This window comes from Bordetella sp. H567 (assembly GCF_001704295.1).
GTDB lineage: Bacteria > Pseudomonadota > Gammaproteobacteria > Burkholderiales > Burkholderiaceae_B > Bordetella_C.
In genome coordinates this window covers 1326749-1353735 of sequence record NZ_CP012334.1, presented here as the reverse complement: position 1 = coordinate 1353735, position 26987 = coordinate 1326749, and the positions used below count along the sequence as shown (strand labels likewise).

Annotated in this window: 22 protein-coding genes; 4 read left to right on the top strand and 18 right to left on the bottom strand. The window is 65.3% G+C overall.

What is annotated here, in order from left to right; translation table 11 throughout:
• Positions 1-31: 31 nt before the first annotated feature.
• From AKI39_RS06115 to AKI39_RS06105, 3 genes are all read right to left on the bottom strand, one after another.
• A complete protein-coding gene (locus tag AKI39_RS06115; RefSeq protein WP_076879667.1) occupies positions 32-1033 on the bottom strand; it encodes a helix-turn-helix domain-containing protein in 1002 nt (333 codons plus the stop codon).
• 160 nt (positions 1034-1193) lie between these two features.
• Entirely contained in the window at positions 1194-2360 is a 1167-nt protein-coding gene (locus tag AKI39_RS06110) for an enolase C-terminal domain-like protein (protein ID WP_066633692.1), read from the bottom strand.
• Between the two features lie 113 nt (positions 2361-2473).
• A complete protein-coding gene (locus AKI39_RS06105) occupies positions 2474-3436 on the bottom strand; it encodes a Bug family tripartite tricarboxylate transporter substrate binding protein (protein WP_066633690.1) in 963 nt (320 codons plus the stop codon).
• Between the two features lie 226 nt (positions 3437-3662).
• Between AKI39_RS06105 and AKI39_RS06100 the strand changes: the two genes are divergently transcribed.
• Positions 3663-4379: a GntR family transcriptional regulator gene (locus AKI39_RS06100; RefSeq protein ID WP_066633688.1), complete on the top strand. Its 717-nt coding sequence runs from the start codon at positions 3663-3665 to the stop codon at positions 4377-4379.
• Positions 4380-4397: 18 nt separating this feature from the next.
• Here AKI39_RS06100 and pstB read toward each other — a convergent pair whose 3' ends face one another.
• From pstB to ppk1, 5 genes are all read right to left on the bottom strand, one after another.
• Complete coding sequence (gene pstB / locus AKI39_RS06095; RefSeq protein WP_066633686.1) at positions 4398-5174, bottom strand: phosphate ABC transporter ATP-binding protein PstB; 777 nt, start codon at positions 5172-5174, stop codon at positions 4398-4400.
• Between the two features lie 53 nt (positions 5175-5227).
• Complete coding sequence (pstA, locus tag AKI39_RS06090; protein ID WP_076879666.1) at positions 5228-6085, bottom strand: phosphate ABC transporter permease PstA; 858 nt, start codon at positions 6083-6085, stop codon at positions 5228-5230.
• A 17-nt stretch (positions 6086-6102) separates the two neighbouring features.
• On the bottom strand, positions 6103-7119 hold the full coding sequence (gene pstC / locus AKI39_RS06085) for a phosphate ABC transporter permease subunit PstC (protein ID WP_066633684.1): 1017 nt from the start codon (positions 7117-7119) through the stop codon (positions 6103-6105).
• A 66-nt stretch (positions 7120-7185) separates the two neighbouring features.
• Complete coding sequence (gene pstS, locus AKI39_RS06080; protein ID WP_066633682.1) at positions 7186-8220, bottom strand: phosphate ABC transporter substrate-binding protein PstS; 1035 nt, start codon at positions 8218-8220, stop codon at positions 7186-7188.
• A gap of 126 nt (positions 8221-8346) precedes the next feature.
• Complete coding sequence (gene ppk1 / locus AKI39_RS06075; protein ID WP_066633679.1) at positions 8347-10455, bottom strand: polyphosphate kinase 1; 2109 nt, start codon at positions 10453-10455, stop codon at positions 8347-8349.
• Positions 10456-10629: 174 nt separating this feature from the next.
• On the opposite strand from ppk1, the gene ppx reads away from it, so the two are divergent.
• Positions 10630-12120 carry an exopolyphosphatase gene (ppx, locus tag AKI39_RS06070; RefSeq protein ID WP_066633678.1) on the top strand — a complete coding sequence of 497 codons (1491 nt, stop codon included), beginning with the start codon at positions 10630-10632 and terminating at the stop codon, positions 12118-12120.
• A 3-nt stretch (positions 12121-12123) separates the two neighbouring features.
• Here the strand turns inward: ppx and AKI39_RS06065 are convergent, their stop codons facing one another.
• From AKI39_RS06065 to AKI39_RS06045, 5 genes are all read right to left on the bottom strand, one after another.
• Positions 12124-12960 (bottom strand): GNAT family N-acetyltransferase, encoded by an 837-nt coding sequence (locus tag AKI39_RS06065; RefSeq protein ID WP_066633676.1) that lies wholly within the window; start codon positions 12958-12960, stop codon positions 12124-12126.
• A gap of 140 nt (positions 12961-13100) precedes the next feature.
• Positions 13101-14444, bottom strand: coding sequence for a phosphoglucosamine mutase (gene glmM / locus AKI39_RS06060; protein WP_066633675.1), 1344 nt, complete (start codon positions 14442-14444; stop codon positions 13101-13103).
• A 29-nt stretch (positions 14445-14473) separates the two neighbouring features.
• Positions 14474-15349 carry a dihydropteroate synthase gene (gene folP, locus AKI39_RS06055; RefSeq protein WP_066633672.1) on the bottom strand — a complete coding sequence of 292 codons (876 nt, stop codon included), beginning with the start codon at positions 15347-15349 and terminating at the stop codon, positions 14474-14476.
• A 25-nt stretch (positions 15350-15374) separates the two neighbouring features.
• The gene (gene ftsH / locus AKI39_RS06050) at positions 15375-17264 is read right to left on the bottom strand and encodes an ATP-dependent zinc metalloprotease FtsH (protein WP_066633671.1); all 1890 of its coding nucleotides are present in this window, start codon (positions 17262-17264) and stop codon (positions 15375-15377) included.
• A 249-nt stretch (positions 17265-17513) separates the two neighbouring features.
• Positions 17514-18155, bottom strand: a complete 642-nt coding sequence (locus AKI39_RS06045; RefSeq protein WP_066633667.1) for an RlmE family RNA methyltransferase — start codon at positions 18153-18155, stop codon at positions 17514-17516.
• Between the two features lie 17 nt (positions 18156-18172).
• Between AKI39_RS06045 and AKI39_RS06040 the strand changes: the two genes are divergently transcribed.
• A complete protein-coding gene (locus AKI39_RS06040; protein WP_066633661.1) occupies positions 18173-18772 on the top strand; it encodes a YhbY family RNA-binding protein in 600 nt (199 codons plus the stop codon).
• Positions 18773-18884: 112 nt separating this feature from the next.
• Here AKI39_RS06040 and greA read toward each other — a convergent pair whose 3' ends face one another.
• Both greA and AKI39_RS06030 read right to left on the bottom strand, forming a co-directional pair.
• Positions 18885-19361 (bottom strand): transcription elongation factor GreA, encoded by a 477-nt coding sequence (gene greA / locus AKI39_RS06035; protein ID WP_066633659.1) that lies wholly within the window; start codon positions 19359-19361, stop codon positions 18885-18887.
• A 371-nt stretch (positions 19362-19732) separates the two neighbouring features.
• Positions 19733-21064 (bottom strand): solute carrier family 23 protein, encoded by a 1332-nt coding sequence (locus AKI39_RS06030; protein ID WP_066633656.1) that lies wholly within the window; start codon positions 21062-21064, stop codon positions 19733-19735.
• 223 nt (positions 21065-21287) lie between these two features.
• On the opposite strand from AKI39_RS06030, the gene AKI39_RS06025 reads away from it, so the two are divergent.
• On the top strand, positions 21288-21929 hold the full coding sequence (locus AKI39_RS06025; RefSeq protein WP_066642293.1) for a histidine phosphatase family protein: 642 nt from the start codon (positions 21288-21290) through the stop codon (positions 21927-21929).
• Between the two features lie 5 nt (positions 21930-21934).
• Here AKI39_RS06025 and AKI39_RS06020 read toward each other — a convergent pair whose 3' ends face one another.
• The 3 genes from AKI39_RS06020 to carB form a co-directional block, all read right to left on the bottom strand.
• Positions 21935-22711: an SDR family oxidoreductase gene (locus AKI39_RS06020; RefSeq protein ID WP_066642291.1), complete on the bottom strand. Its 777-nt coding sequence runs from the start codon at positions 22709-22711 to the stop codon at positions 21935-21937.
• A gap of 20 nt (positions 22712-22731) precedes the next feature.
• Positions 22732-23631, bottom strand: coding sequence for a lipid A hydroxylase LpxO (lpxO, locus tag AKI39_RS06015; protein WP_066633654.1), 900 nt, complete (start codon positions 23629-23631; stop codon positions 22732-22734).
• A gap of 104 nt (positions 23632-23735) precedes the next feature.
• Entirely contained in the window at positions 23736-26981 is a 3246-nt protein-coding gene (carB, locus tag AKI39_RS06010; protein WP_066633651.1) for a carbamoyl-phosphate synthase large subunit, read from the bottom strand.
• Between the last annotated feature and the right edge of the window lie 6 nt (positions 26982-26987).

Below are 26987 nucleotides of genomic sequence, written 5' to 3'. Positions count from 1 at the left end.
GTTGGCGCGGCGGGCTTGCCGCGCCGCGCGCTCAGTCCGTTGGCGCGGTGGCCTTGCCGCGCCGGGGCGACACCGGCGTCGCGCCCGCCTTGGCCCGAACGGCCCCGGCCTTCTCCTGCACACCCCTGCCCTCGCGGCCGTCGTCCTGCGCGGCCGCGTCCGCATCGAGCAGCCCGCGCAGGTAGTCCACGGCGGCAGGCCCCTTCAATGCCGTCTTCCAGGCATCCTTGACGATCTGGTCATGCAGCTTCAGCGCTTCCGGCGCCGAGGTCAGCATCGCCACGCCGACGCGGATATTCGGCTGGGCGCCCAGCCTGAACGGGCTGATCGTCAAGGTGCTGCGCTCGGCCTGGCGGAAAATCTGGAAGCCGTTCTGGGGCAGCGTATCGGTGACCAGCCCGATCTGCACGCCTAGATTGTCCGCCTCGATCAGCCGGGCCAGGTGTTCGATCTCGGCGCGCGTCGCCGCGTGGCGCTCGCGCAGTACCTTTTCCGGCAGGTCCGGGCGCCCCAGCAGGCCACCGTTCAGGAAGCGGGCAATCTGCTCGGCCGAGATCAGGTTGACGATACTGGGCCGGCGCCGCATGTAGGTACGCTTGCGCTCCCGCAGTATTTCCATGATCAGGTCGATATCGGCCAGCGTGCGCTTGCGGCGCGGCGCGTCTTCCGGAACGCTTTCGCGCAGCACCTGTTCCAGGTTGCCGTCGAACTCGTCGGAGGCCAGCAGGAAGGAAACGGGGCCGGCCAGAACGATGATCTGGTCCGCGCTTTCCTCCAGCTGGCGGGTGCGTTCGAAATAGCTGACGGCCGAGGCCATGTATTCGATGCCCACGCCCAGCAGGGTCGGCATGGACACGTCCAGCAGATCCGACAAACGCTCCAGCGTATCGACCTTGGCGATCTCACCCTTTTCGACACGGTACAGGGCTGTGCGCGAGATACCGATCTTCTGCGCCACCTCGTCGGCACTCAGGCCCGACGCCATCCTGAAGGCTTTTACCCGTTTTCCTATGTCTTCATAGCGCCAGCGCATTCCGAAACTCCTGTCCCATTGGCCACGCGCCTACACGGCGCGCCGCGCCATGGCGGATTCGTCCGCCCGCGCAGTGTGCAAATTGTATAGCGGCGAACCAATTCTGGGACGGCACACCGATAGGCAGGACCCCTGCGCCAAGGCAGCCGGGCACCGGCTCTCAGCCGGTCAGTTTCGCGATCCAGGGCGCCAGTTCGGCTTTCTCTTCAAGCCCGAATCCCGGCGCGGACGTCGGCCGCACGCGGCCCTGTGCCAGGCCGCAGCCGGGCGGGTAGCCGCCGAAGGGCTGGAACACGCCGGGATAGGCTTCGCAGCCGCCCAGCTCCAGGCCCACGGCGATGTGCAGGTTGATCAGATGCCCGCCATGCGGATACGCCTGCCGGCGGCTGTATCCGCGCGATTCCAGCAGATCCACGATGGCGGCGTATTCGGTCAGGCCATAGCACAGGCCGGCATCCATCTGGAAGATATCCTGGCCGGGGCGCGGCCCGCCGTAGTCCAGCAGGTTGACGACCTCGCGCAGGGAGAACAGGTTTTCACCGGTGGCCAGCGCGCCCCCGTACGCCTGCGCCAGTTCACGGTTCAACCCGTAGTCCAGCGGATCGCCGGCTTCTTCGTACCAGCGCAGCCCATAAGGTGCGATGGCCTGCGCATAGCGCAGTGCCGTGGGCAGGTCGAAGCGCCCGTTCGCATCCACCGACAGCCGCCTGCCGTCGCCCGCGATGTTCAGGGCTTCCTCGATGCGCGCGATATCGGCCTCCAGGGAAGCCCCGCCGATCTTGATCTTGTAGGCATCGAAACCCAGTTCGCGGTAGGCAAGGAGTTCCTGCGTCAACGTGTGGCCGCTGCCCGGCGGGTAGTAATAGCCGCCGGCCGCATACACGTCGACGTCGGTGCGGGCGCCCTGGCGGCCGAAATGGCGCGCGATGGTGGCATGCGCCGGTTCATCGGCCAGCTTGGCGTTCAGGTCCCAGATCGCCAGTTCCACGGCGGCGACTGCGCAGGCGCGGTCGCCATGGCCACCGGGCTTTTCGTTGCGCATGGCGGCCGCCGCCACCTTGGCCGGGTCGAAGGCATCGCCGGCCTCGTTCAGCAGCGACGGCGGATCGGCCGCCAGCACGCGCGGTATCACGCGGTCGCGCAGTATGCCGCCCTGGGCGAAGCGGCCGATAGAATCGAAGGCATAGCCCACCACGGGCCGGCCATTGCGCACGACGTCCGTCCGCACGGCGACCAGCGACACCGTGTGCTGGGAAAAGTTGACCAGCGCATTGGCGATATTGCCCGCGAGCGGGACCGTAACTTCCTGGATGGCGGTGATGCGCATGATGATAGGTTGATTCCTGGTGATCGATCCGGCCGGCAGCGCGGCGAATGTCCAGCGCCGGCCGGCCGCGGATGCTGGGGACTGTTAACGCTGGAAGGAGCCTCGCACTGGCCCTAGTCGATGGTCGCGCCCGATTCCTTGACGACCTTGCCCCATTTGGCGATTTCGCTGGACAGGAACTGGTCGAATTGCGCCGGGGCCTGCCGCGGCGCGGGCGTGACCGCCATCCCCGCCAGCTTGTCCACCACCGCAACATCGCCCAGCGCGGCCTTGACCGCGTCGTTCAAGGTGTCGATCGCGGCCTGCGGCGTACCGGCGGGCGCGGCCAACCCGAACCAGCCGATGGATTCGAATCCGGCGTAGCCCTGTTCCGCCACCGTGGGGACGTCCGGCAGGAATTCCGATCGCTTCAACGAGGTGACGGCGATCGCCTTCAGGCGGCCTGCCTTGATCTGCGCCAGCGACGCCGGCACGGAGTCGACCAGCATGGGGATCTGCCCGCCCAGCACTTGCGTCTGCGCATCCGCGCTGCCGCGGAACGGCACGTGCATCAGCTTGATGCCGGCGGTCTTCTCGAAGTACTCCATCGTCAGGTGCTGCGTGGACCCGTTGCCGGAAGACCCGAAGGTCAGCGGCTTGCTCTTCGCCTGCGCGACCAGTGACTTGATGTCGGTGAACCCGGCCTGCGGGTTGGCGGCGAAGACCTGTGGCGACGTTCCCAGCAGCGCCACGCCGCGCAGGTCCTTCCCGGGGTGGTAAGTCAGCTTGGGATAGAGCCCTGGCGCGATGGCATACGGGCCATTGCTGATCAACACCAAGGTGTAGCCATCGACGGGGGCACGCACGGCGACGTCTGTTCCCAGGGTACCGCCCGCGCCGGGACGGTTTTCCACCACGACGGACTGCCCCAGCCGTCGGGTGAGCTGCTCCGCGAACACGCGGCCGATCAGGTCGCCCGACTGGCCGGCGGGAAACGGGACGATCAGCCGGATCGGCTTGGATGGATATTGCGCCGCGGCCGTGCCCGCGATGGCCGCCAGCGACAAGGCCGCCGCGCGCAGGATGTGCTTGAACATGTCTTCCTCCCGGAATCAGGCCTGCGTAGCGGCCTGCTCTCTCTCTGCTCTTGTTGGGAATCCGGCAACCGGAGCCGGCAATGTATTGCCGCGCGTTCGCCATGCCATCAGGCGCCGGCCGCCGTCCTATAGTCCGTACCATTGAATGGTACGGACTAATATTACGAATCGGCGCATAGCGGTGTCAATTACAATCTCCAGCCAGCGTCGTGACGGAAAAACAGGGATGGCAGCGCGTTACGCGGAACTCGCGCAGACAATCGTGCAGGAGATCGCCGGCGGCCAGATGGCGGTGGGCGACCGGCTGCCCAGCGAAGTCGACATGGCGCAGCAGCGCGGCGTCAGCCGCGCCACCGTGCGTGCCGCCCTGGATATCGTGGAGGGACTGGGACTGATCTCGCGTCGCCGCCGTTCAGGCACGCGTGTCGAAGCGATGGCCCCTGCCGCGCGCTATGCGCGCTCCGTGGCCACGGTGGAAGACCTGGTGCAGTACGCCGCCGAAACGGAACGGCATGTCAGGCACATCGAGGAAATCGTCGCCGACGATGCGCTGGCGGACCGCCTGGGCTGCCGCCCGGGCCAGCGCTGGCTGAACGTGAAGATGCTGCGCACCGAGCCCGACGAGGGACCGGCCATCTGCTGGACCGAGGTCTACCTGGATCCCGCCATCGGCCGGCGCATACGCCGCTACGTCAAGCAGGAAAAAGGCCTGATCTGCGACCTTATGCAGGTCAAGTGCGGCGTGGTCATCGTCGACATCACGCAAACCATGCGCGCAGTGAAGGTGGATGCCCGGCTGGCCCAGCCGCTGGGTTGCGCGCCCGACGACGCGGCGCTGGAGATCACCCGCCACTACAAGGACGGCGCGGGCCGGGTCTGCCAGATCACCATCAGCACCCATCCTGGCGACCGCTTCGAATACCGGCTGGGCTTGCAACGATAGAGGGCCGCCCGAGCGCCCTCAGCCGAAACGGCCGGTGATGTAGTCTTCCGTTTCCTTGCGCTTAGGCTTGACGAAAATCTGGTCGGTTTCGCCGAATTCCATCAGCTCGCCCAGGTACATATAGGCCGTGTAGTCCGAGCAGCGCGCGGCCTGCTGCATATTGTGCGTCACGATGACCACGGTGTACTCGTTCTTGAGTTCCGCGATCAGTTCCTCGATCTTGGCGGTGGAAATCGGGTCCAGCGCCGAGCAGGGTTCGTCGAGCAGCAGGACTTCCGGCTTGATGGCAACGCCGCGCGCGATGCACAGGCGCTGCTGCTGCCCGCCCGACAGGCTGTTGCCGCTTTGATGGATCTTGTCCTTGACCTCGCTCCACAGCGCGGCCTTGGTCAGGGCCCATTCGACGCGCTCGTCCATTTCACCCTTGCTCAGGCGCTCGAACAAGCGCACGCCGAAGGCGATGTTGTCGTAGATGCTCATGGGAAACGGCGTGGGCTTCTGGAACACCATGCCCACCTTTGCTCGGATCAGCGAGATATCCGTGCGCGTGGTCAGCAGGTTTTCGCCGTCCAGCAGGATTTCGCCTTCCGCGCGCTGGCCGGGATACAGCTCGAACATGCGGTTGAAGGTGCGCAGCAGCGTCGACTTGCCGCAACCGGACGGGCCGATGAAGGCGGTGACTTTCTTTTCCCGGATCGACATGTTCACGTTGCGGATCGCGTGAAACTTGCCGTAGTAGAAGTTCAGGTTCTTGACCTCGAGCTTCGAGGCGAGGGCTTGTGCGGAGTTTTCCATATCGTTTCCCAGGGCCGCGCCGGCGGCGCGCGCAGCGGATCAGGTCGGTCGGTTCAGGACTTGCGGAACATGTTGCGGGCGATGATGTTGATCGCCAGGACGACCAGCGTGATCAGCCCGGCACCAGCCCAGGCCAGGTTGTTCCATTCCTTGAACGGGCTGGCGGCGAACTGGTAGATCACCACCGGCAGGTTGGCCATGGGCGCGTTCATGTTCAAGGACAGGAATTGGTTGGACAGCGCGGTGAACAGCAGCGGCGCGGTTTCGCCCGAGATGCGGGCGATCGCCAGCAGAACGCCGGTCATGATCCCGGACCGCGCGGCGCGATAGCAGACCATCGTGATCATGCGCCACTTGGGGCAGCCCAGCGCGGCGGTCGCCTCGCGCAGGCCGTTGGGCACCAGCAGCAGCATGTTGTCCGTGGTGCGCACCACCACCGGCACCACCAGGATGGCCAGGGCCAGCGACCCGGCCCAGCCCGAATAATGTCCCACCTGCGCGACGTACACGGCGTAGATGAACAGGCCGATGATGATCGAGGGCGCCGACAGCAGCACATCGTTCAGGAAGCGCGTGGCGGGCGCCAGCCAGCCCGCCCGGCCATATTCGGCCAGGTAGGTGCCGGCCAGTATGCCCACCGGCGTCCCGATCAGGGTACCGACACCCACCATGAGCAGGCTGCCCACGATCGCGTTGATCAGGCCGCCGGCCTGTCCCGGCGGCGGCGTGATTTCCGTGAACAGCGTGAACGAGACCGCGGCGCCGCCTTTCAGCAGCAAGGTGACGATGATCCAGAACAGCCAGAACAGGCCGAACACCAGCGCCGCCATCGACAAGGTAAGCATGACCTTGTTGACGACGGTGCGGCGCCGGTAGATGGCGTTCTGCATGGTGATGACGGATACGGCCATGAGGATTTCCCGGCGCCCTAGTTTTTCTTGCCTTCCTGCAGCGCCAGCCGAGCCAGCAGCAGCTTGGACAGCGCGAGGACGATCGTGGTGATGATGAACAGCACCAGGCCCAGTTCCAGCAGCGCGGACTTCTGCAAGCCGCCCGCTTCGTTGAACTCGTTGGCCAGGGCCGAAGCGATGGAATTGCCCGGCGAAAAAATCGAACCGCCCAGCGAGAAGGAATTGCCGATCACGAAGGTCACCGCCATGGTTTCGCCCAGCGCGCGCCCCAGGCCCAGCATGATGCCGCCGATGACGCCCGACTTGGTGAACGGCAGGACCACCCGCCACATCACTTCCCAGGTCGTGCTGCCCAGGCCGTAGGCCGATTCCTTCAGCATCGGCGGGACGAGCTCGAACACGTCGCGCATCACCGCGGTGATGAAGGGAATGATCATGATGGACAGGATCAGCCCGGCGGTGAAGATGCCGATGCCGAACGGCGGCCCGGCGAACCAGCCGCCGACCAGCGGGATATTGCCCAGCACTTCGATCAGCGTCGGCTGCACATACTGCTGGAAGACGGGGACGAAAATGAACAGGCCCCACATGCCGTAGATGATGGACGGGATCGCCGCCAGCATTTCGATGGCGGTACCCAGCGGACGGCGCAGCCAGGTGGGCGAGAGCTCGGTCAGGAAGATCGCGATGCCGAAGGACACCGGCACGGCGATGATCAGCGCGATGGCCGATGTGGCCAGCGTGCCGAAGATCGGCACGACAGCGCCGAAGTTGCGCTTGACCGGGTCCCAATCGTTGGTGAACAGGAAGGACAGGCCATAGTGCGCCAGCGTTTCCCGGCTGCCGTAGATCAGTGAAACCAGTACCGCGGCCAGCAGGCTGAAAACCAGAAAGGCAAATAGACGCGTAAGGTTCTTGAACAGCGCATCCATCAGCGCGTTGTTGTTTTGCTTCATTGGGGAGGGTGTGCCGTGAACTGCGGAGACGTCCGCGCCATGCGGAATCGGCACATTATTATCCACTACCGCGCTCATGGATGGGCTTTCCTTGGGGAAGAGAAAGGCCCGGGCACCGGGGCCCGGGCCTTGCAGGGACGGCTTTTACTTCCAGACAGCCTTGCCGTCGGCGGACTTGATCTCGCTCCAGGAAGCGCGGATCTGGGCCGTCACGGCGTCAGGCAGCGGGACATAATCCAGGTCCGCGGCCGACTTCTGGCCGTTCTTGAAGGCCCAGTCGAAGAACTTCAGCACGGCCTCGCCCTGCACCGGCTTGTCCTGGGCCTTGTGCACCAGGATGAAGGTGGCGGACGTCACGGGCCAGGACTTTTCACCCGGCTCGTTGGTCAGCACCACGCCCATGCCGGGCGCGCTCTTCCAGTCGGCGTTGGCGGCCGCGGCGGCGAAAGCGGACTGTTCCGGCTGCACGAACTTGCCGGCTTCGTTCTTCAGCTGCGTCCAGGCCAGCTTGTTCTGCTTGGCGTAGGCGTATTCCACGTAGCCGATGGAGTTCTTCAGCTGGCCGACGTAGGCGGAAACGCCCTCGTTGCCCTTGCCGCCCTGGCCGACGGGCCACTTGACGGCCTTGCCCTCGCCCACTTGCGACTTCCAGTCGGCGGAGACCTTGGACAGGTAGTTGGTCCAGCCGAAAGTCGTGCCCGAGCCATCGGAACGGTGCACCACGATGAGGTCGGCCGACGGCAGCTTCAAGTCGGGGTTCATCGCCTTGATCTGGGCGTCGTCCCACTTCTTGATCTTGCCCATGAAGATGTCGGCCAGCACGGGGCCCGACAGCTTCAGCTGGCCGGCGCTCACGCCCTCGATGTTGACCACGGCCACGGTGCCGCCGATCACGCCGGGGAACTGCTGCAAGCCGTTCTTGTCCAGGTCCGCGCCGCTCATCGGATCATCCGAGGCGCCGAAGTCCACGGTCTTGGCGATGATCTGTTGCTGGCCGCCACCCGAACCGATGGATTGGTAGTTGACCGCGTTGCCGGTCGCCGCCTTGTAGTCCGACGCCCACTTGGCGTAGACCGGGTACGGGAACGAGGCACCGGCGCCGGTGATGTCGGCAGCCTGCACGGCAAATACCGCAGCGCTCAGGGCGATGCCCAGGGAGATCTGCTTGAACACACGCATTGTGGTTTCCTTATCGTCTGTGGGTAAATGACCGCGGGGTGGGCCCCGCTTCCTGTCATGCCCCGCATGTTAAGAGGCAAAAATGACAAGATAGTGACAGTCATATACCGGTCAGATACGGGACTTTTACCCGGGTGATAATACCTCGGACGCCGCCCCGCCATTGCCGAGCTTGCTCATCAGGTATTCGTGCAGGTTGAAGGGGGCCGCACGGCTGCGCACCCGCGTGTAGTCGCCGTCCGCCTGCTGTTGCCAGGCCAACTGGTTGTCACGCAGCGCATAGGTGAAGGCCTCGTCCACGACGCGTTTCTTCAGGGCCTTGTCCTGCACCGGGAAGGCGACTTCCACGCGCCGGAAGAAATTGCGGTCCATCCAGTCCGCGGAGGACAGATAGACCGTCTCATTGCCGTCGGCATGGAAATAGAACACGCGGGAGTGCTCCAGGAAACGCCCCACGATCGAGCGCACCCGGATGTTCTCGGACAGGCCGCGCACACCGCTGCGCAAGGCGCAGACGCCGCGTACGATCAGGTCTATCTTGACCCCCGCCTGGCTGGCCTCGTACAGCTCTTCGATGACCCCGGTTTCCAGCAGCGAGTTCATCTTGGCCATGATGCGGGCCTTGCGCCCCTCCCGGGCGGCCTGGGCTTCGGCGCGGATCAGCGCCACCATGCTTTCATGCAGGGTGAAGGGCGACTGCAGCAGGGCCTTCAGCGGCCGGCGCGCGCCCAGGCCGGTCAGTTGGGCGAAGACCTTGTCCATGTCCTCGCAGATGGCCGGATCGGCCGTGAGCAGGCCGAAATCGGTATACAGGCGCGCGGTGCGCGGGTGATAGTTGCCGGTGCCCAGGTGGGCATAGCGGCGCAGGCGCCCCTGCTCCCGGCGCAGGACGACGGCCATCTTGGCGTGGGTCTTGTGGCCGACGACGCCGTAGACGACATGCGCGCCCACTTCCTCCAGGCGAGCGGCCCAGTTGATGTTGGTCTGCTCGTCGAAGCGGGCCATCAACTCCACGACCACCGTCACTTCCTTGCCGGCCCTTGCCGCGGCCAGCAGGATCTGCATCAGTTCGGAGTCCTCGCCGGTACGATAGATGGTCTGCTTGATGGCCATCACATCGGGATCCAGCGCCGCGGCGGTCAGGAAATCGATGACCGGCTGGAAGGACTGGTAAGGATGGTGCAACAGCCGGTCGCCGGCCGCGATCGCCGCGAACAGGGTCGCCGGATTCACCGAGGGCTGGTTGAACGGCTCCGGCGCCGGTGCCCGATACTCCGGAAACAGCAGGCCGGGGCGGTCGGGAACGTTGCACAGTTGCATCAAGCGCGAAAGGTTGACCGGCCCGTTGACCCGGTACGTGTCGCTGGGAGCCAGGGAAAACTCGCGCTGCAGGAAGGTTTCCAGGTCCGGCGGCGTCAGCTTGTCGATTTCCAGGCGCACGGCCGAGCCGAAATTGCGCTGCGACAATTCCCCCTGCAAGGCCTGCCGCAGGTTGGTGACTTCTTCCTCGTCGACGAACAGGTCGCTGTTGCGCGTCACCCGCCACTGGTAACAGCCCAGCATCTCCAAGCCGGGGAACAGCTCGCCGACGAAGGCGCGCATCAGCGACGTCAGCAGCACATAGCCGTCGGGGTGACCGGACAGCTCCGGCGGCATGGAGATCAAGCGCGACAGCGCGCGCGGCGCCTGCACGATGGCGATGGAGGCCTTGCGGCCGAAGGCGTCGATACCGCGCAGCGGCACGATGTAATTCAGGCTTTTGTTATAGACGCGCGGAAACGGGTGGGCGGGATCCAGGCCGATCGGCGTCAGCAAGGGCATGACGTCGCGATGAAAGGTCTCGCGGGCCCAGGCCTGCTGCGCCTCGTTCCATTCCGAGGCATGGTGCAGGACGATGCCCTGCTCGTGCAGGCGGGGCAGGATTTCCTCGTTCAAGAGGTCGTACTGCCGGTCCACCAGGGTATGGACGGCCACCTGCACCTGGGCATAGGCCTCGCCCGGCGTCAGGCCATCCGCCCCCACCAGGTTCGGGGTCTGGCGCTGCTGCTCCTTCAGGCTGGAAATACGGATTTCAAAGAATTCGTCCAGATTGGAGCTGACGATGCATACGTAGCGCAGGCGCTCGAGCAGCGGGGTCGCCGGATTCTCGGCCATGGCCAGGACGCGCTCGTTGAACTTCAGGAGCGACAACTCCCGGTTCAAGAACAAGGGCTGGGATGCCACATTCGATGTCATTCGGAATTCCGTATCTTGTAAGCCAGCGGACGGGTTTTACGTCAGTTTTGTGACTATTCCATGACAACCTGGTGTCAAACCCTGCAAGCCTACGCCCAATTTACCCTCGACGCGACCATGGGAAAGTCACCTCTCTATAATGGCGCGTCCCCCGCTTTCTCGCATTTCAGCCGCATGGATCATCTTCTGGCCGCCGTCGACCTCGGTTCCAACAGTTTCCGCCTGTCCATCGGGCGGGTCGTCCAGCAGGAAGGCGCCGCCCAGATCTACCAGATCGACAGGCTGAAGGAAACCGTACGCCTGGCGGCCGGCCTGGATGCCGACAAGCACCTATCCCGGGACGCCGTGGACCGCGCCATCGAAGTGCTGGAACGGTTCGGCGAAAGATTGCGCAACTTCCATCCCAGCCGCGTGCGCGCCGTCGCCACCAACACCTTCCGCGTCGCCCGCAATACGGCCGAATTCCTGCCGCGCGCCGGGGCGGCGCTGGGCTTTCCCATCGAAGTCATCGCCGGCCGCGAAGAGGCCCGCCTGATTTTTTCGGGTGTGGTCCACACCCTGCCCCCGTCCCAGAACAAGCGGCTGGTGATCGACATCGGCGGCGGATCCACCGAAGTCATCATCGGCAAAGGGTACGAGCCCGCCCTCATGTCGTCGCTGTACATGGGGTGCGTCAGCTATAGCCGGCAGTTCTTCCGCGACGGCGTCGTGGACGCGCACCAGATGAAACTGGCCGAACTTGCCGCGCGGCGCGAGGCGGAAGTCATTGCCAAGCAGTACCGCAAGATGGGCTGGAAGGAAGCCTATGGGTCCTCCGGCACGGCCAAGGCGCTGTACGCGATCCTGACCGAGTGCGGGTTTTCCAACCGGGGCATCACGCGCGCCGGCCTGGCCAAACTGAAGGACCGCATCATCCGCTCGGGTCGCGTCATCCCTTCCGAATTGCCGGGCATCAAGGTAGAACGCGCCGACGTGCTGCCGGGCGGCCTGGCCATCATGAGCGCGCTGTTCGACGAGCTGAACATCGACGTCATGCATACGGGCGACGGTGCCCTGCGCCTGGGGGTGCTCTACGACCTGCTGGGACGCGACGACCAGCATGACAAGCGCGACGAGTCGGTGCGGCAGTTCATGAAGCGCTATCACATCGACGTGAACCAGGCTGCACGGGTGCGGCGCGCCGCCCTGACGCTGTTCAAGGAATCCGGCATCGAAGCCGGCACCGAGCGCCACGAACTCGCGCATGCGCTGGGCTGGGCGGCCGACCTGCACGAAATCGGCCTGTCGATCGCCCACAACGACTATCACAAGCATTCCGCCTATGTGCTGGGCAACGCGGACATGCCGGGCTTTTCCCGCGACGACCAGCGCCTGCTTGCCTTGCTGGCCCTGGGCCACCACGGCAAGCTGGGCAAGCTGGAGCCCCTGGTGCGCAACCGCGAGGAATGGCTGGCCATCCTGTGCCTACGCCTGGCGGTATTGCTGTTTCGCCGGCGCGAGGACCTGGCAGCGCTGCCGTTGTCGGTGTCCGTGCGCGGCGATTCCATCGTCGTGCGCGTGCGGCACGACTGGCTGGCCGAGCACCCCTTGAGCGATTTCACCCTGCGCGCCGAGGAATCGGAATGGCGCAAGGTGGGTTTTTCGTTCGAGCTGCTGGAATTCTGAAGGTCAGGCAGCCTTGCGGACCGCGCGGCTGTCACCCTGCACGGCCTCGTCGGGCGATATCAGGCCGAAATGCCGGCGATACCGTTCGTCCATGCGCTTCATGTCCAGCAAGACGGGGAAATCCGCGGCATTGAAGTCCGGATCCCAGGCCGGCTCGCCGCAGATCTTGGCGCCCAGTTTCAGGTAGCCCTTGATCAACGGGGGCACGCGCGCCGGCAGCGTGGTGCTGGCGAGCTTTTCCAGGGGATAGCGATGCCGCGGCTGTACGCGCGGCAGGGTGGTATCGCCCAGATGGCCGGACACCGCCCGCCAGACCTCTGCCGCCGTCACGCCATCGTCGCGCAAGCTGACGCTGGCACAGCCCAGCAGGTAGTCATAGCCGCCACGCCGCATGAACTCGGCCACGCCGGACCATAGCAGCATGATCACGGCGCCATTGCGGAAGTCCGGGTGCGTACAGGAGCGCCCCGCCTCCACCATCCGTTCGCGCAAGGCGCCCAGGCCGGCCAGGTCGAATTCGGATTCGGAATAGTAGCCGCCCGCCTGGTGGGCGTTTTCGGGGGTCAGCAGGCGATAGGTGCCCACGACCCGCCCGGTGTGCAGTTCACGGACCATGACGTGCTCGCACCAGGCATCGAAACGATCCTGGTCTATGCCATCGTGGGCGTCCGGGAACACGGCGCCCATGTCCTCGGTAAAGACCCGAAAGCGCAGTCGCTGGATTTCCTCGACCTCTTCCGCGGTACGCGCCAGACCGACGACGAGGCCGCCTTCGGCGGGATGGTTCCACGTATCGGGCGTGGCGGTACGATCAGGGTCGATGCGGACTAATTCAAGCATTCGGCCAACTCCTAGGTGTCCGAGTAGTGTGGGCGGCATGTATGTCAGGTATTTGACCGACATGTGACGTGATTGTTAAGCATGGCGCTCCGCACCCCGCCCAGGAATGGCTGACTTCCCACCGCAAAAAATCAGAAGGACTATTCCGCCGCCAGGCTGGCGGCCAGATTCTGCGCGCAAGCCATGGCGAGGGCGGATTCCTCCGCTTCGACCATCAGGCGCAGTTTCGGTTCGGTCCCGGACGCCCGGATCAGCACGCGCCCTTTGCCCGCCAGCTGCTTTTCAACGTCGCCGCGGGCGGCGAGCAGCCCGGGGTGGGTCTTCCAATCCTGCCCCGGCGCCAGGGGCACGTTGATCATCTGCTGCGGATACATGCGCAGGTCGACGACCCAGTCCGCCAGCGTGGTGTCGTTGCGGCGCAGGGCCGTCAGTACCTGCAGGGCGGCAATGATGCCGTCGCCGGTGGTATGGCAATCCAGGCAGATCAGGTGGCCGGAGCTCTCGCCGCCGTACAGCCAGCCGCGCGCCTGCATCTGTTCCATGACATAGCGGTCGCCCACGTCGGCCCGGTGGAAGCCGACGCCCAGTTGCTCCAGCCGGCGTTCGAAGCCGTAGTTGGTCATCAGGGTGCCCACCACGCCCGCCACGGCACCGCGCTGCATGCGCTCCTTCAGGATGGCGTAAAGCAGTTCGTCGCCGTTATAGATGCGTCCGCTGGCGTCCACCATCTGCAGGCGATCCGCATCGCCGTCCAGGGCGATACCCAGCTGCGCCCCACGGGCGCGCACTTCGGCGGCCAGGGCCTCGGGATACAGGGCGCCCACGCCCTTGTTGATATTGAAGCCGTCGGGTTGCACACCTACCGCATACACGTCCGCGCCCAGTTCGCGGAACACGTGGGGGGCAATGTGATAGGCGGCGCCATGGGCAGCGTCCACCACCAGGCTCAGGCCATTCAGGTCCAGGTCGTTCGGGAAGGTGCTTTTGCAGAATTCGATGTAGCGCCCGGCCGCGTCGTCCAGCCGCCGCGCGCGGCCCAGGGCCTCGGAGCTGACGCAGCCCAGCGGCTCGTCCAGCGCGGCCTCGATCGCCGCCTCGGTCTCGTCGGGCAGCTTCATGCCGAGACTGGAAAAGAATTTGATGCCGTTGTCGTGATAGGGATTATGGGACGCGCTGATCACGATGCCCGCGGTCTGGCGCAGCACGCGCGTCAGGTAAGCAATGGCCGGCGTGGGCAGCGGCCCCGCCAGCAACACGTCGATACCGGCCGCCGAAAAGCCGGCTTCCAGCGCCGATTCCAGCATATAGCCCGAAATGCGCGTGTCCTTTCCGATCAGGACCTTGGGCCGGCTGCCGCCGCGCATGCCGCGCGCGAACACCTTGCCCGCCGCATAGCCCAGCCGCAACGCGAATTCGGCATTGATGACGGGACCGCCGACTTCACCTCGCACGCCATCCGTGCCGAAATATTTGCGTGTACTCATGTAGTGATTCCTGTAGCGTAAGCGCCGGATTATTTACCGGTTTCCCTGACGGGATTCCGGACATCGGTGGGAATACCGCCCTGCTCCACGGCCTGCCATACCTTAAGCGCGTCCACGGTCGCCGCGACGTCGTGCACGCGCACGATGGCGGCGCCGCGCGCCACGCAGGCCAGGGCCGCCGCGATGCTGCCGGGCAGGCGGTTATGCACATCCCTGCCCGTGGCATGGCCGATCATGGATTTGCGCGACATGCCCACCAGCAGGGGATAGCTGGATACCCGCAGGCTGCCGAGGCGCCTGGCCAACTGGTAGTTCTGCTCCGGCGTCTTGCCGAAACCGAATCCCGGGTCCAGCACGATGCGGCGGGGATCGACCCAGGCGCTGCGCAGCTTCTGCGCGCGAGCGCCCAGGAACAGGCCGATTTCGCCCAGCAGGTCGCTGTATTCGGGTCGTTCCTGCATCGTGCGCGGGTCGCCCTTCATGTGCATGACGCAGAGCCCGCAGCGAGAACCGGCCACGGCCTCGATCGCGCCAGGCTGCCGGAAACCGTAGATGTCGTTGATCATGTCGGCGCCGGCGTCCAGTACCGCCCGCATCACACCGGGCTTGAAGGTATCAATGGACAGCGGCACGCCGCAATCGCGCAGCGCTTCGATCAGTGGCAGCACGCGTGCCAGTTCGTCCTGCTCGGACACCGGCGCGGCGCCGGGGCGGGTGGATTCGCCGCCGATATCCAGGATGTGCGCGCCCTCCTGGACCAGTTGCCGTGCATGGGCAATGGCGGCGTCCGCGCTGTCATGCTGTCCCCCGTCCGAAAAGGAATCGGGCGTGACATTGACTATCCCCATGACCAGCGGGCGCTCGAGATCGAACTCGTAGCGCCCGCACAGGAACGTGTTGGCCATCTAGCGTGTCGGGTCCAGGCCGGCCTTAGACCGCCGGCGCGGTGCTGCTGCCGCCGGGTGCCAGGCCGCTGGGCGGGCTGTCGGCAGTGTCGGAAGGACCCTGCGGCGTCTTGGGCGGACGCGGCGGACGGCCGGAGATGATGTCGTCGATCTGGTCCGCGTCGATGGTTTCCCATTCGAGCAGCGCGGCGGCCATGGCTTCCACCTTGTCGCGGTTGCCCTCCAGGATCTTGCGCGCCACGTCGTACTGCTCATCGATGATGCGGCGTATGGAGGCGTCCACCTTCTGCATGGTCGCTTCGGATACGTGCGTCGTCTTGGTGACGCTGCGCCCCAGGAAGACTTCACCTTCGTTTTCCGCATAGACCATGGGGCCCAGCTCCTGGTCCATCCCGTACCGCGTGACGATATCGCGGGCGATGGCGGTGGCCCGCTCGAAGTCGTTCGAGGCGCCCGTGGTCATCTGGTCCATGAACAGCTCTTCGGCGATGCGGCCCCCGAACAGCACGGCGATGGTGCTCAGCAGGCGCAGCTTGTCCATGCTGTAGCGGTCGCTTTCCGGCAGCTGCATGGTCACGCCCAGCGCGCGGCCGCGCGGGATGATGGTGACCTTGTGCACGGGATCGGTCTTGGGCAGCATGCGCGCCACGATGGCGTGGCCGGATTCGTGATACGCGGTGTTCTTGCGCTCGTCCTCGGGCATCACGATGGAGCGGCGTTCCGCGCCCATGATGATCTTGTCCTTGGCCTTTTCGAAGTCGGACATGTCCACCGTGCGGCCGTTGCGGCGCGCGGCGAACAGCGCCGCTTCGTTGACCAGGTTCGCCAGGTCCGCGCCCGAAAAGCCCGGGGTGCCGCGCGCCAGGACGGAAGCGTCCACGTTGGGCGACAGCGGAACCTTGCGCATGTGGACCTTCAGGATCTGCTCACGGCCGCGGATGTCAGGCAGCGGCACCACGACCTGGCGGTCGAAACGGCCCGGACGCAGCAGCGCCGGATCCAGCACGTCGGGACGGTTGGTGGCGGCGATCACGATGACGCCCTGGCCGGACTCGAAGCCGTCCATTTCCACCAGCATCTGGTTCAGGGTCTGTTCGCGTTCGTCGTTGCCACCGCCCAGGCCGGCGCCACGCTGGCGGCCCACGGCGTCGATTTCATCGATGAAGATGATGCAGGGGGCGTGCTTCTTGGCATTTTCGAACATGTCGCGGACACGCGCGGCGCCCACGCCGACGAACATTTCCACGAAGTCCGAGCCCGAGATGCTGAAGAAAGGCACCTTTGCTTCGCCGGCAATCGCCTTGGCCAGCAGCGTCTTGCCGGTACCGGGCGAACCCACCATCAGCACGCCGCGCGGAATACGGCCGCCCAGCTTCTGGAACTTGCTGGGATCGCGCAGGAAATCGACGAGCTCCTGCACGTCTTCCTTGGCTTCGTCGCAACCCGCGACGTCCGAAAACGTGACCTGGTTGGTGTTTTCGTCGAGCATGCGCGCGCGCGATTTGCCGAAGCTGAATGCCCCGCCGCGCCCGCCGCCCTGCATCTGCCTCATGAAGAATATCCATACGCCGATCAGCAGCAGCATGGGGAACCATGAGACGAAGATATTCATCAGCAGCGATTGTTCTTCGCGTGCCTTGCCGGAAACCTGCACCCCGTACTTCAGCAGATCGGAGACCATCCAGAGGTCACCCGGCGAAGTCAGGGTATAGGGACGGCCGGCGTCCGGCGTCACGTAGAGCATGTCGCCCTGCACGTCGACCTTGCGGATGCGACCCGCCTTGGCGTCGTCCATGAACTGCGTATAGCTCACGCCGTCCTGCGACTGGGTGCGCCCGTCGAATTGCTTGAAGACGGTGAATAGCACCAGCGCTATCACCATCCACACCGCAACTTTGGAAAATGAATTATTCAAGGTCGATCTCCTGCTTTCGATTCCGACCGGTGATTGCGGCAGCCTCTGCCATAGGACACAACCACAAGTATGTCAATAGCGATTCTACCCCGTCGTGGGGCACGCGTGGGACGTTCCCCGCGGAACGCCGGTTATAGGGCTTTTTGGCGCATTTGGCCGAATGCAAATGTAAAAAGCAGGCGGATAGGGTTTCCGATCCGGGTAGCTGCCCCGTCAAGGGCGGTTCCCCGGGCCCGGGATATCCGGATATCAGCCTCGCTGCTTGAGGTTCCTCGCGACTAGAAAGGTTTCGGAAGAATTGGGCCGCGACGCCTTCGGCTTGCGCTCCACCACCCTTTTGAAGTGCTGCTTGAACGATTGCACGATCTGTGAAAACCCGCTCCCGTGGAAGGCTTTCACGATCAGGGCGCCGTCCGGCTTCAAATGGGCCAGCGAAAACTCGAGCGCAAGGTCGCAGACATGCTGGATGCGCGCCGCATCGGCGACGCTCACTCCGGACAGGTTGGGGGCCATGTCGGAAATAACAAGGTCCACCGCCTGGCCATCGAGGGTTTTCTCCAGGATGCCCAGCACGGATTCCTCGCGGAAGTCGCCCTGGATGAATTCCACCCCGGCCACCGGCTCCATCGGCAGGATATCCAGCGCGACGATACGCCCGTCCACCACCCCGCCTTGCCCGACCAGGCGCTCGCGGGCGACCTGCGACCAGCTGCCTGGCGCGGAGCCCAGGTCCACCACCACATCGCCCCGGCGCATCAGCTTTTCCGCTTCCAGGATTTCGATCAGCTTGAAGGCGGCACGGGCCCGGTAGCCCTTTTGCTGCGCCATCTTCACATAAGGATCGTTGATATGCTGGTGCAACCAATCCTTGGAAAATTTATTCTTGGCCATTCCCGTACAATTCCGACATGCCTATATTAGAAATTACATCCCGAGAGCGCAGCGCGCTGCGGTCCGCAGCCCATGCCCTGCGCCCTGTCGTCCTGATCGGCGATAAAGGACTGTCGGATGCGGTCCTGAAGGAAATCGATGCCAACCTGACCGCGCACGGCCTGATCAAGGTGCGCGCCGGCGGCGAGGACCGCGACACGCGCGAGGAAATGCTGGCGTCCATTTGCGATGCCCTGTCCTGTGCGCCGGTTCATCATCTGGGCAAGATGCTCATTCTGTACCGTCCGCAACCCGGCATGCCGTCGTTGCTCGCGCCGGCCGCGCCGCCGAAACGCAAGCCGTCAGAGCCCTACACCCCGAAAAAACTGGCCGCGGAAGGCAAGACCCTGGCAAAACCCGCCCGCGCACCGCGCAAGACGGCCACGCCCACGGATGAAAGCCGCCGTCCGGGCTCAACCGAACTGAACAAGGCCGGCAAGCCCATCCGTCCCAGCACGCGCAAGTCCGGCGCTGCCCCCGCCCACGGCATCCCGCGCCGCACCGGCAGCGCGCTCAGCCTGCGGGCCGGCGCCCGTGGTGGTGCCGCGCGGCCGGCTCGCAAGACCGTCAAGCGCTAGGCCGACACCGCGCTCAGCCGGCCGTGGCGCCGCGTGCATCGGCGATACCGCCACGCGATCCGCCCCGCCGCCGCGGCGCTGCCGCGCGGATTGCTCCGCGCCGCGGCCATGCTCACAGGTAGCGAACGCTAATCACCTCGTACTCGCGCACGCCCGAGGGCGCCTGGACTTCGACCACATCCCCTTCGCTCTTGCCGATGAGCGCGCGCGCCACCGGGCTGGACACGGAGATCTTGTTCGCGCGGATGTCCGCTTCGACATCGCCGACGATCTGATAGACCACCCGGTCGCCCGAATCCAGGTCTTCGATTTCCACCGTCGCGCCGAACACCGCCCGGCCGTCGGCATCGAGCTCGCCTGGATTGATCACATGGGCATTGGACAGGGTCGCCTCCAGTTCGGCGATGCGCGCCTCGATAAAGCCCTGGCGTTCCCGCGCCGCATCGTATTCGGCGTTTTCGGACAGGTCGCCCTGAGCGCGCGCCTCCGCGATGGCGCTGATCACCGAGGGCCGCTCAACAGTCTTGAGACGGTGCAATTCGTGTCGCAGGCGCTCCGCGCCATCTACCGTCAACGGAATAGCTGACATATCGCAATCTCTACCAAAAGTGGAAAACGCCCCGCCGGGGCGTTTCGGTAACGGTCTAAGCAAGGCGGCATCGTGCCGGCCAGCGGCGAACAAACAGGGACGTATTTCCGCGTGCGCCGGCGGGCCAGGCGCCGCCATCGCAGCCGCGCCCCGGCGTCTTCCAGGGGAAGAAGCCCTGCCGGATCTCCTCGCCATGCCCGCTCTTTCTACCGGCGTCCACGCCGGCGGCGGCAAGCTTCGACCAAAACAAAACCCCGGCTCGGAAACCGGGGCGATCAGGTGACATTGTGGTCAAAGTCGGACTGAATTGCAAGCCGCCCAAAGGATGGGGTCGGATTCGTCCCCACTTCCTGGAGGCCAGGCCCCATGGATTATGACGAGACGCCGCGCCGGGCGTTCAAGGGCCGCAATACCGCGTAAAGGATGATGGCGCCGAAGGTCGCCGTGCCTATCCCCCCAAGCGAGAAGCCGCCCAGACGCACGGTGAAATCCCCGGCGCCCAGGACCAAGGTAACCGCCGCCACGATCAGATTCCGGTTATCGCTGAAGTCCACCCGGTTGACGACCCAGATGCGCGCGCCCGCCACGGCGATCAGGCCGAAGACCACCACCGACATGCCGCCCAGCACCGGCCCCGGGATGGTCTGGATGAGCGCGCCGAACTTGGGCGAAAAACCAAGCAGGATGGCGATCAGCGCAGCCACCGCGAACACCACCGTGGAGTAGATGCGCGTCACCGCCATGACGCCGATGTTTTCCGCATAGGTGGTCACGCCCGTTCCGCCCACCGCCCCGGACACCATGGTCGCGATACCGTCGCCGACGAAGGCCCGCCCAAGGTAGCGGTCCAGGTCGCGGCCCGTCATGGCGCTCACGGCCTTGATATGGCCCAGGTTCTCCGCCACCAGGATGATGGCCACGGGCACCAGCAGCCCCATCGCCGAGGCCTGGAAGACGGGGGTGGCGAAACGCGGCAGGCCCAGCCACGCCGCGTGCGCCACGCCGGAGAAATCCATCGGCTTGCCCCATCCCAGGCCGTTCGCGCAGACCGCATAGACCACGCACGCCAGGATCAGGCCCGCCAGGATCAGCAGGCGCTGCAGCATGCCGCGCGTGTACACGGCGATGCCGCCCACGCACAGGACGGTTACCACGGCCATGCAGGCGTCGAAGCCGGAGGCACCCATGGCGCCCTTGGCGGCGACCGGCGCCAGGTTCAGGCCGATGACCGCCACCACCGCGCCCGTGACCACGGGGGGCATCAGCGCCTCGATCCACCGCGCGCCGCCGCCGGTCCCGGCGCTGGCCGTCCAGACCAGGACGCCGATCAGCGTATAGGCCAGCCCGCACAGGATGATGCCCCCCAGCGCTACCCCAATATTGGGATTGGGGCCCGCGCCCGCATAACCGGTCACCGCGATCACGCCCCCGATGAAGGCGAAGCTGGAACCCAGGTAGCTCGGCACCCGGCCGCCGACGAAGACGAAAAAGATCAGCGAGCCGATTCCAGACATCAGGATGGCGACGTTGGGGTCGAACCCCATCAGCAATGGCGCCAGCACGGTGGACCCGAACATGGCGACCACATGCTGCAGCCCCATCGCGACGGTCTTCGGCCAGGGCAGGCGTTCATCGGGCGCCATGACGGCATCGGGCGCGATGTCGCGCACCACGCGCCAGCGCGGGAAATACGAACCGGACATACCTTCCCCTCGGTGATGTATACAAGGCGGCCGCAAGTGTATCGGGGCTCGGGTTTTTAGGGTAGCGTGCGGTTACTCATCCGTCGCGGCGGGCCGGCCGGGTGCGCATCGCGTGCGCCATCGCCGCCTGAACCGCGCGGCCGGATCGCGGATACTATCGAGGTTTCGCGCCGCGCCCGGATGGCAGGGCGCCGCCCATTTCCACGGACTCTTTTCCTTCGTCATGACAGAAATCTGGCTGATCCGCCACGGTGAAACCGATTGGAATCGCGCCCGCCGGCTGCAGGGCTGGAAGGACACGCCGCTGAACGCCCATGGCCAGAACCAGGCGCGCCGCCTGGCCGAACGCCTGGAGCACGAGACGGGCAACGGCCGCTTCGATGCCTTGTACAGCAGCGACCTGCAGCGCACCCTGCAGACGGCCGAGCCTGCCGCCGCGCGCCTGGGCCTGCGGGTGCGCCCGGAACCTGGGCTGCGCGAACGCTGCTACGGCGTGCTGGAAGGCGTCACCATGGATCGCCTGGACATCGAACAGCCCGAGGCATCCGCCGCCTGGAAAAGCCGCGAGCCGGACCGCGCCTTGGACGGCGGCGAAACCTTGCGCCAGTTCCATAACCGCATCGTCGCCACCATCGACGACATCGCCGAACGCCATGATGACGGGCGCGTGCTGGTCTTCACCCACGGCGGCGTGCTGGACATCGTGTGGCGCCATGCGCATGGCATACCCTTGACCCATCCTCGCGATGCGGCCCTGCTGAATGCGGGCGTGAACCGGCTGGCGGTGGAGAGCCGGCGCTGGCATGTCATGGGCTGGGGCGATGTCACCCATATCGCGGCGCTGGCCGCCGACGACATCGTCTAGCGGCGCTACCGGGCGGCTGTATCGCCCTGCCGCGGCTTGCGCGGCGCGTTGCGGGCGAGACGGTCGTACACCGCGTCGGGCAGCAGCCGCATCAGCTTGGCAACCATGCCCATCTGCCACGGAATCACGCGATAGGCGCGGCCGCGTTCGATGGTGGCCGCCGCGCGCGCCGCGAAGTCGTCGGCGTCCATCAGGAAAGGCATGCGATACGGGTTGTGCGCCGTCATTGCGGTACGGATGTAGCCGGGCGCGATGGTAACCACCCGGATGCCATCGGCGGCCAGTTCAGTCCGCAGGCTTTCGCAATACACCGTCACGGCCGCCTTGGAGGCACTGTACGCACCCGCCCCCGGCAATCCGCGCACGCCCGCCACGCTGGAAATGCCCACCAGCCGTCCCGCGCCCACGCGCCGCATGCCCGCGATGAAAGGCTCGAAGGTGGCCACGGTTGCCAGCAGATTGGTCTGCATGATGGCCTGGAAGACATCGAAATCCTCGACCTGTTGGGTCAGGGTGCCGGCGCTGATGCCGGCGCTGGCGATCACGCAGTCGACCACGCCGCCGCAGCGCGACAGGAAATCCGCCGCTGCCGCGTGCAGGGCCGCGCGATCGCGCACATCGACGGCATACCAGGGATGCGACCCGGGCAATGTCGCGGCGAGCTCGCGCAGCGCGTCCTCGCGCCGCCCGACCAGGCCGACGCATGCGCCATGCGCCGCATAATGCCGCGCCAAGGCCCGTCCCAGGCCGCTGCTGGCGCCGGTAATGAAGACATGGCGCATGGCCGGCGCGACGGGTGGCATCAGGGCCAGAATATCCAGGCCAGGATGGCTAGCACGACGGCCCACTTCATGCCGTAGTACAGCGGCTTGCTCTTCTTTTTGACGCGCTTGCCGAAGCGGCGCACGGCATAGACGGAGCCGAAGATATGGTTGATGCCGCCGGTGCGGTCGCCTTCCTGGTTGGGCGAGGTGGCTGCCCGCAGCAGGACGCTGCCGATGAAGTGATTGACCGCCTGCGCCCAGCGGTAGCGCATCGGACGCTCGATATCGGCAAAAAGGATGATGCGGTTGACGTCCGTCTTGTTTTCGGCGTAGTGGATGAAGGTTTCGTCGAACACGACCGCTTCGCCATCGCGCCAGTAATACGGCTGGCCATCGACGTCGATATAGCAGCCGGCATCGTTCGGCGTGATCAGTCCCATGTGGAAGCGCAGCGAACCGGCGTAGGGATCCCGGTGCCGCGGCAGCCGGCTGCCCGGGGGCAGCGCGGTGAACATCGCGCCCTTGATGCTGGGAATATCCGCCAGCAGGCGGGTCGTGACCGGACAGAGGGCTCGCGCCGACGGATGATCGGTGTCGTACCACTTCAGGTAGAAACGCTTCCAGCCGCTTTTGAAGAACGAGTTGAACCCGGCGTCGTTGTACGTGTTCGCCACCTTGATATGGCCGGCGGAAAACAAGGCTTCCGCTTCGGCCCGGATATCCTGCCAGCGCTGCTGCAGCACCTTGAGCTCAGGAAACTCCGACAGGGACAGATAGGGCTGGTTCGGCACGCGCGAAAACGCGTACATGAACACGTTGATGGGGGCGGTAAAGGTGGAGTGATCCAGCACCTGACGGGAGAAACGATGTCGTACCCGCCCACGATAATGCACCACGATCGCGCAGATGACGAACAGCGCGAGTACCCACCATTTCATATCGACCTCCAGCGCCCGGCGCTGTCCTTCGTATCTTCTATGGCTGGTATCGGCCTGGCGGCAGCTGAGCTTGCCGCCAGGGACCGACACGGCCGTACCGGCGTTCAGACCGCCGTGGCCAGCGATGCGTGCAATGTCTGCAAAGAATATACCTGCAAGCCATGCCCCTGCCGCAGATACTGCATCCCCTCCACTGCGGCGCGCGCGCCGGCGATCGTGGTGTAGAAGGTCACCCGGGCGGCGAGGGCCTGCGTGCGGATCGCACGCGAATCGGCAATGGCATTACGGCGTTCTTCCACCGTATTGATGACCAGCGAGACTTCGCCGTTCTTGAGCATGTCCACGATGTGCGGACGGCCTTCCGTCACCTTGTTGACCACCTGCACGGGGATGCCCGCCGCTTCGATTTCGGCGGCCGTGCCGCGCGTGGCCACCAGCTTGAACCCCAGGGCGTGCAGCCCGCGCGCGACTTCGACGGCGCGCGGCTTGTCCTGCGGCTTGACGCTGATGAAGGCGGTGCCGTTCTCCGGCAGACGCACATTGGCCGCCAGTTGCGACTTCACGAAGGCTTCACCGAAGCTGGCACCCACGCCCATGACCTCGCCGGTCGACTTCATCTCCGGGCCCAGGATGGTATCCACGCCCGGGAACTTGACGAAGGGGAACACGGCTTCCTTGACCGAGAAGTAGCCCGGCACCACTTCGCGCGTCACGCCCTGCGAAGCCAGCGTCTTGCCGGCCATGGCGCGCGCGGCGATCTTGGCCAGTTGCAGGCCGGTCGCCTTGGACACATAGGGCACTGTGCGTGAGGCGCGTGGGTTCACTTCCAGCACGTAGACGTCGCCGTCCTGGATGGCGAACTGCACGTTCATCAGGCCGCTGACGTTCAGCGCCTTCGCCATCATGGTGGTCTGGCGCTTGATTTCCGCGATGATGTCCTGGGACAGCGAGTACGGCGGCAGGCTGCACGCGGAGTCGCCGGAATGCACGCCGGCCTGCTCGATGTGTTCCATGACGCCGCCGATGAAGACGGTTTCGCCATCGGCCAGGCAATCGACGTCCACCTCGGTGGCATTGTTCAGGAAGCGGTCCAGCAGCACCGGCGAATCGTTGCTGACCTTGACCGCTTCGCGCATATAGCGCTCCAGGTCCTGCTGTTCATGGACGATTTCCATGGCGCGGCCGCCCAGCACGTAGCTGGGGCGGACCACTAGCGGGTAGCCGATTTCGGCGGCGTGCGTCAAGGCCTCCGCTTCCGTGCGCGCCGTCCGGTTGGGCGGCTGGCGCAGGCCCAGCTTGTTCAGCAGCTTCTGGAAGCGTTCCCGGTCTTCCGCCACGTCGATGGATTCCGGGCTGGTGCCGATGATGGGCACGCCGTTGGCTTCCAGGGCCCGCGCCAGCTTCAGCGGGGTCTGTCCGCCGTACTGGACGATCATGCCCAAGGGATTTTCCTTGTGGACGATCTCCAGCACATCCTCCAGCGTCAGCGGCTCGAAATACAAGCGGTCCGAGGTGTCATAGTCCGTCGACACCGTCTCGGGGTTGCAGTTGACCATGATGGTCTCGTAGCCGTCTTCGCGCAGCGCCAGCGCCGCATGCACGCAGCAGTAGTCAAACTCGATGCCCTGGCCGATGCGGTTGGGACCGCCGCCCAGCACGATGATTTTCTTCCGATCGGTCGGCGCCGCTTCGCATTCTTCTTCATACGTCGAGTACATGTAGGCGGTACGCGTGGCGAATTCCGCCGCGCAGGTATCCACCCGCTTGTACACCGGGCGCACGTTCAGCTGATGCCGCAGGCGGCGCACTTCGGCTTCGGACGTATCCAGCAGGAAGGCCAGGCGGCGATCGGAGAACCCGCGGCGCTTCAATTGCCACAGGGTATCGAAATCCAGATCGGCCAGGGTCTTCTGTTCGAGCGCGAGCTCGATGTCGACGATTTCCTTGATCTGCGCCAGGAACCAGGGGTCGATGTGCGTCAGGTTGTAGACCTCGTCCAGCGTGAAGCCCTGGGCGAACGCATCGCCCACGTACCAGATGCGCTCGGGACCGGGTTCGCCCAGTTCGACCTGCAGCTTTTCGCGGTCGGTGGTTTTCTGGTTCAGGCCGTCCACTCCCACTTCCAGGCCGCGCAGGGCTTTCTGGAAGGATTCCTGGAAGGTCCGGCCGATGGCCATGACCTCGCCCACCGACTTCATCTGCGTGGTCAGGCGCGCGTCGGCGGTGGGGAATTTCTCGAAAGCGAAACGCGGCACCTTGGTGACCACGTAGTCGATGGTCGGCTCGAAAGACGCCGGCGTCGCGCCACCCGTGATTTCGTTGCGCAGCTCGTCCAGCGTATAGCCGACCGCCAGGCGCGCCGCGACCTTGGCGATGGGAAAGCCCGTGGCCTTGGACGCCAGCGCCGACGAACGCGATACGCGCGGGTTCATCTCGATGACGATCATGCGGCCGTTGGTGGGGTTCACCGCGAACTGCACGTTGGAGCCGCCGGTATCGACGCCGATCTCGCGCAGCACCGCGATGGAGGCGTCGCGCATGATCTGGTATTCCTTGTCGGTCAGCGTCTGCGCCGGCGCGACAGTGATGGAATCCCCCGTATGCACCCCCATGGGGTCCAGGTTTTCGATGGAGCAGACGATGATGCAGTTGTCGGCGCTGTCACGCACGACTTCCATCTCGAATTCCTTCCAGCCCAACAGGGATTCTTCGATCAGCAGTTCGTTGGTGGGCGACGCTTCCAGCCCGCGCCGGCAGATCGTTTCGAATTCTTCGGCGTTGTAAGCGATGCCGCCGCCGGTGCCGCCCAGCGTGAAGCTGGGCCGGATCACCGCGGGAAAGCCCGACGTGCCGAGGTCCGCGGCGATGCGCTTCTGCACTTCCCAGGCTTCGTCCATGGAATGGGCGACGCCGGACTTGGCGGATTCCAGGCCGATGTCGGTCATGGCTTGCTTGAACTTCTGGCGGTCCTCGGCCTTTTCGATGGCTTGCTCGTTGGCGCCGATCAGTTCGACCTTGTAGCGCTCCAGCACGCCGTTGTGGGCCAGGTCCAGCGCGCAGTTCAGCGCGGTCTGGCCGCCCATGGTGGGCAGCAGCGCGTCGGGCCGTTCACGTTCGATGATCTTTTCGACGGCCTGCCAGGTAATGGGTTCGATGTAGGTGACGTCCGCCGTTTCCGGGTCCGTCATGATCGTGGCGGGGTTGCTGTTGACCAGGATGGTGCGGTAGCCCTCGGCCTTCAACGCCTTGCAGGCCTGGGCACCGGAATAGTCGAATTCGCAAGCCTGGCCGATGATGATGGGGCCCGCCCCGATGATCAGTATGCTCTTTATGTCTGTACGCTTGGGCATGGTGCA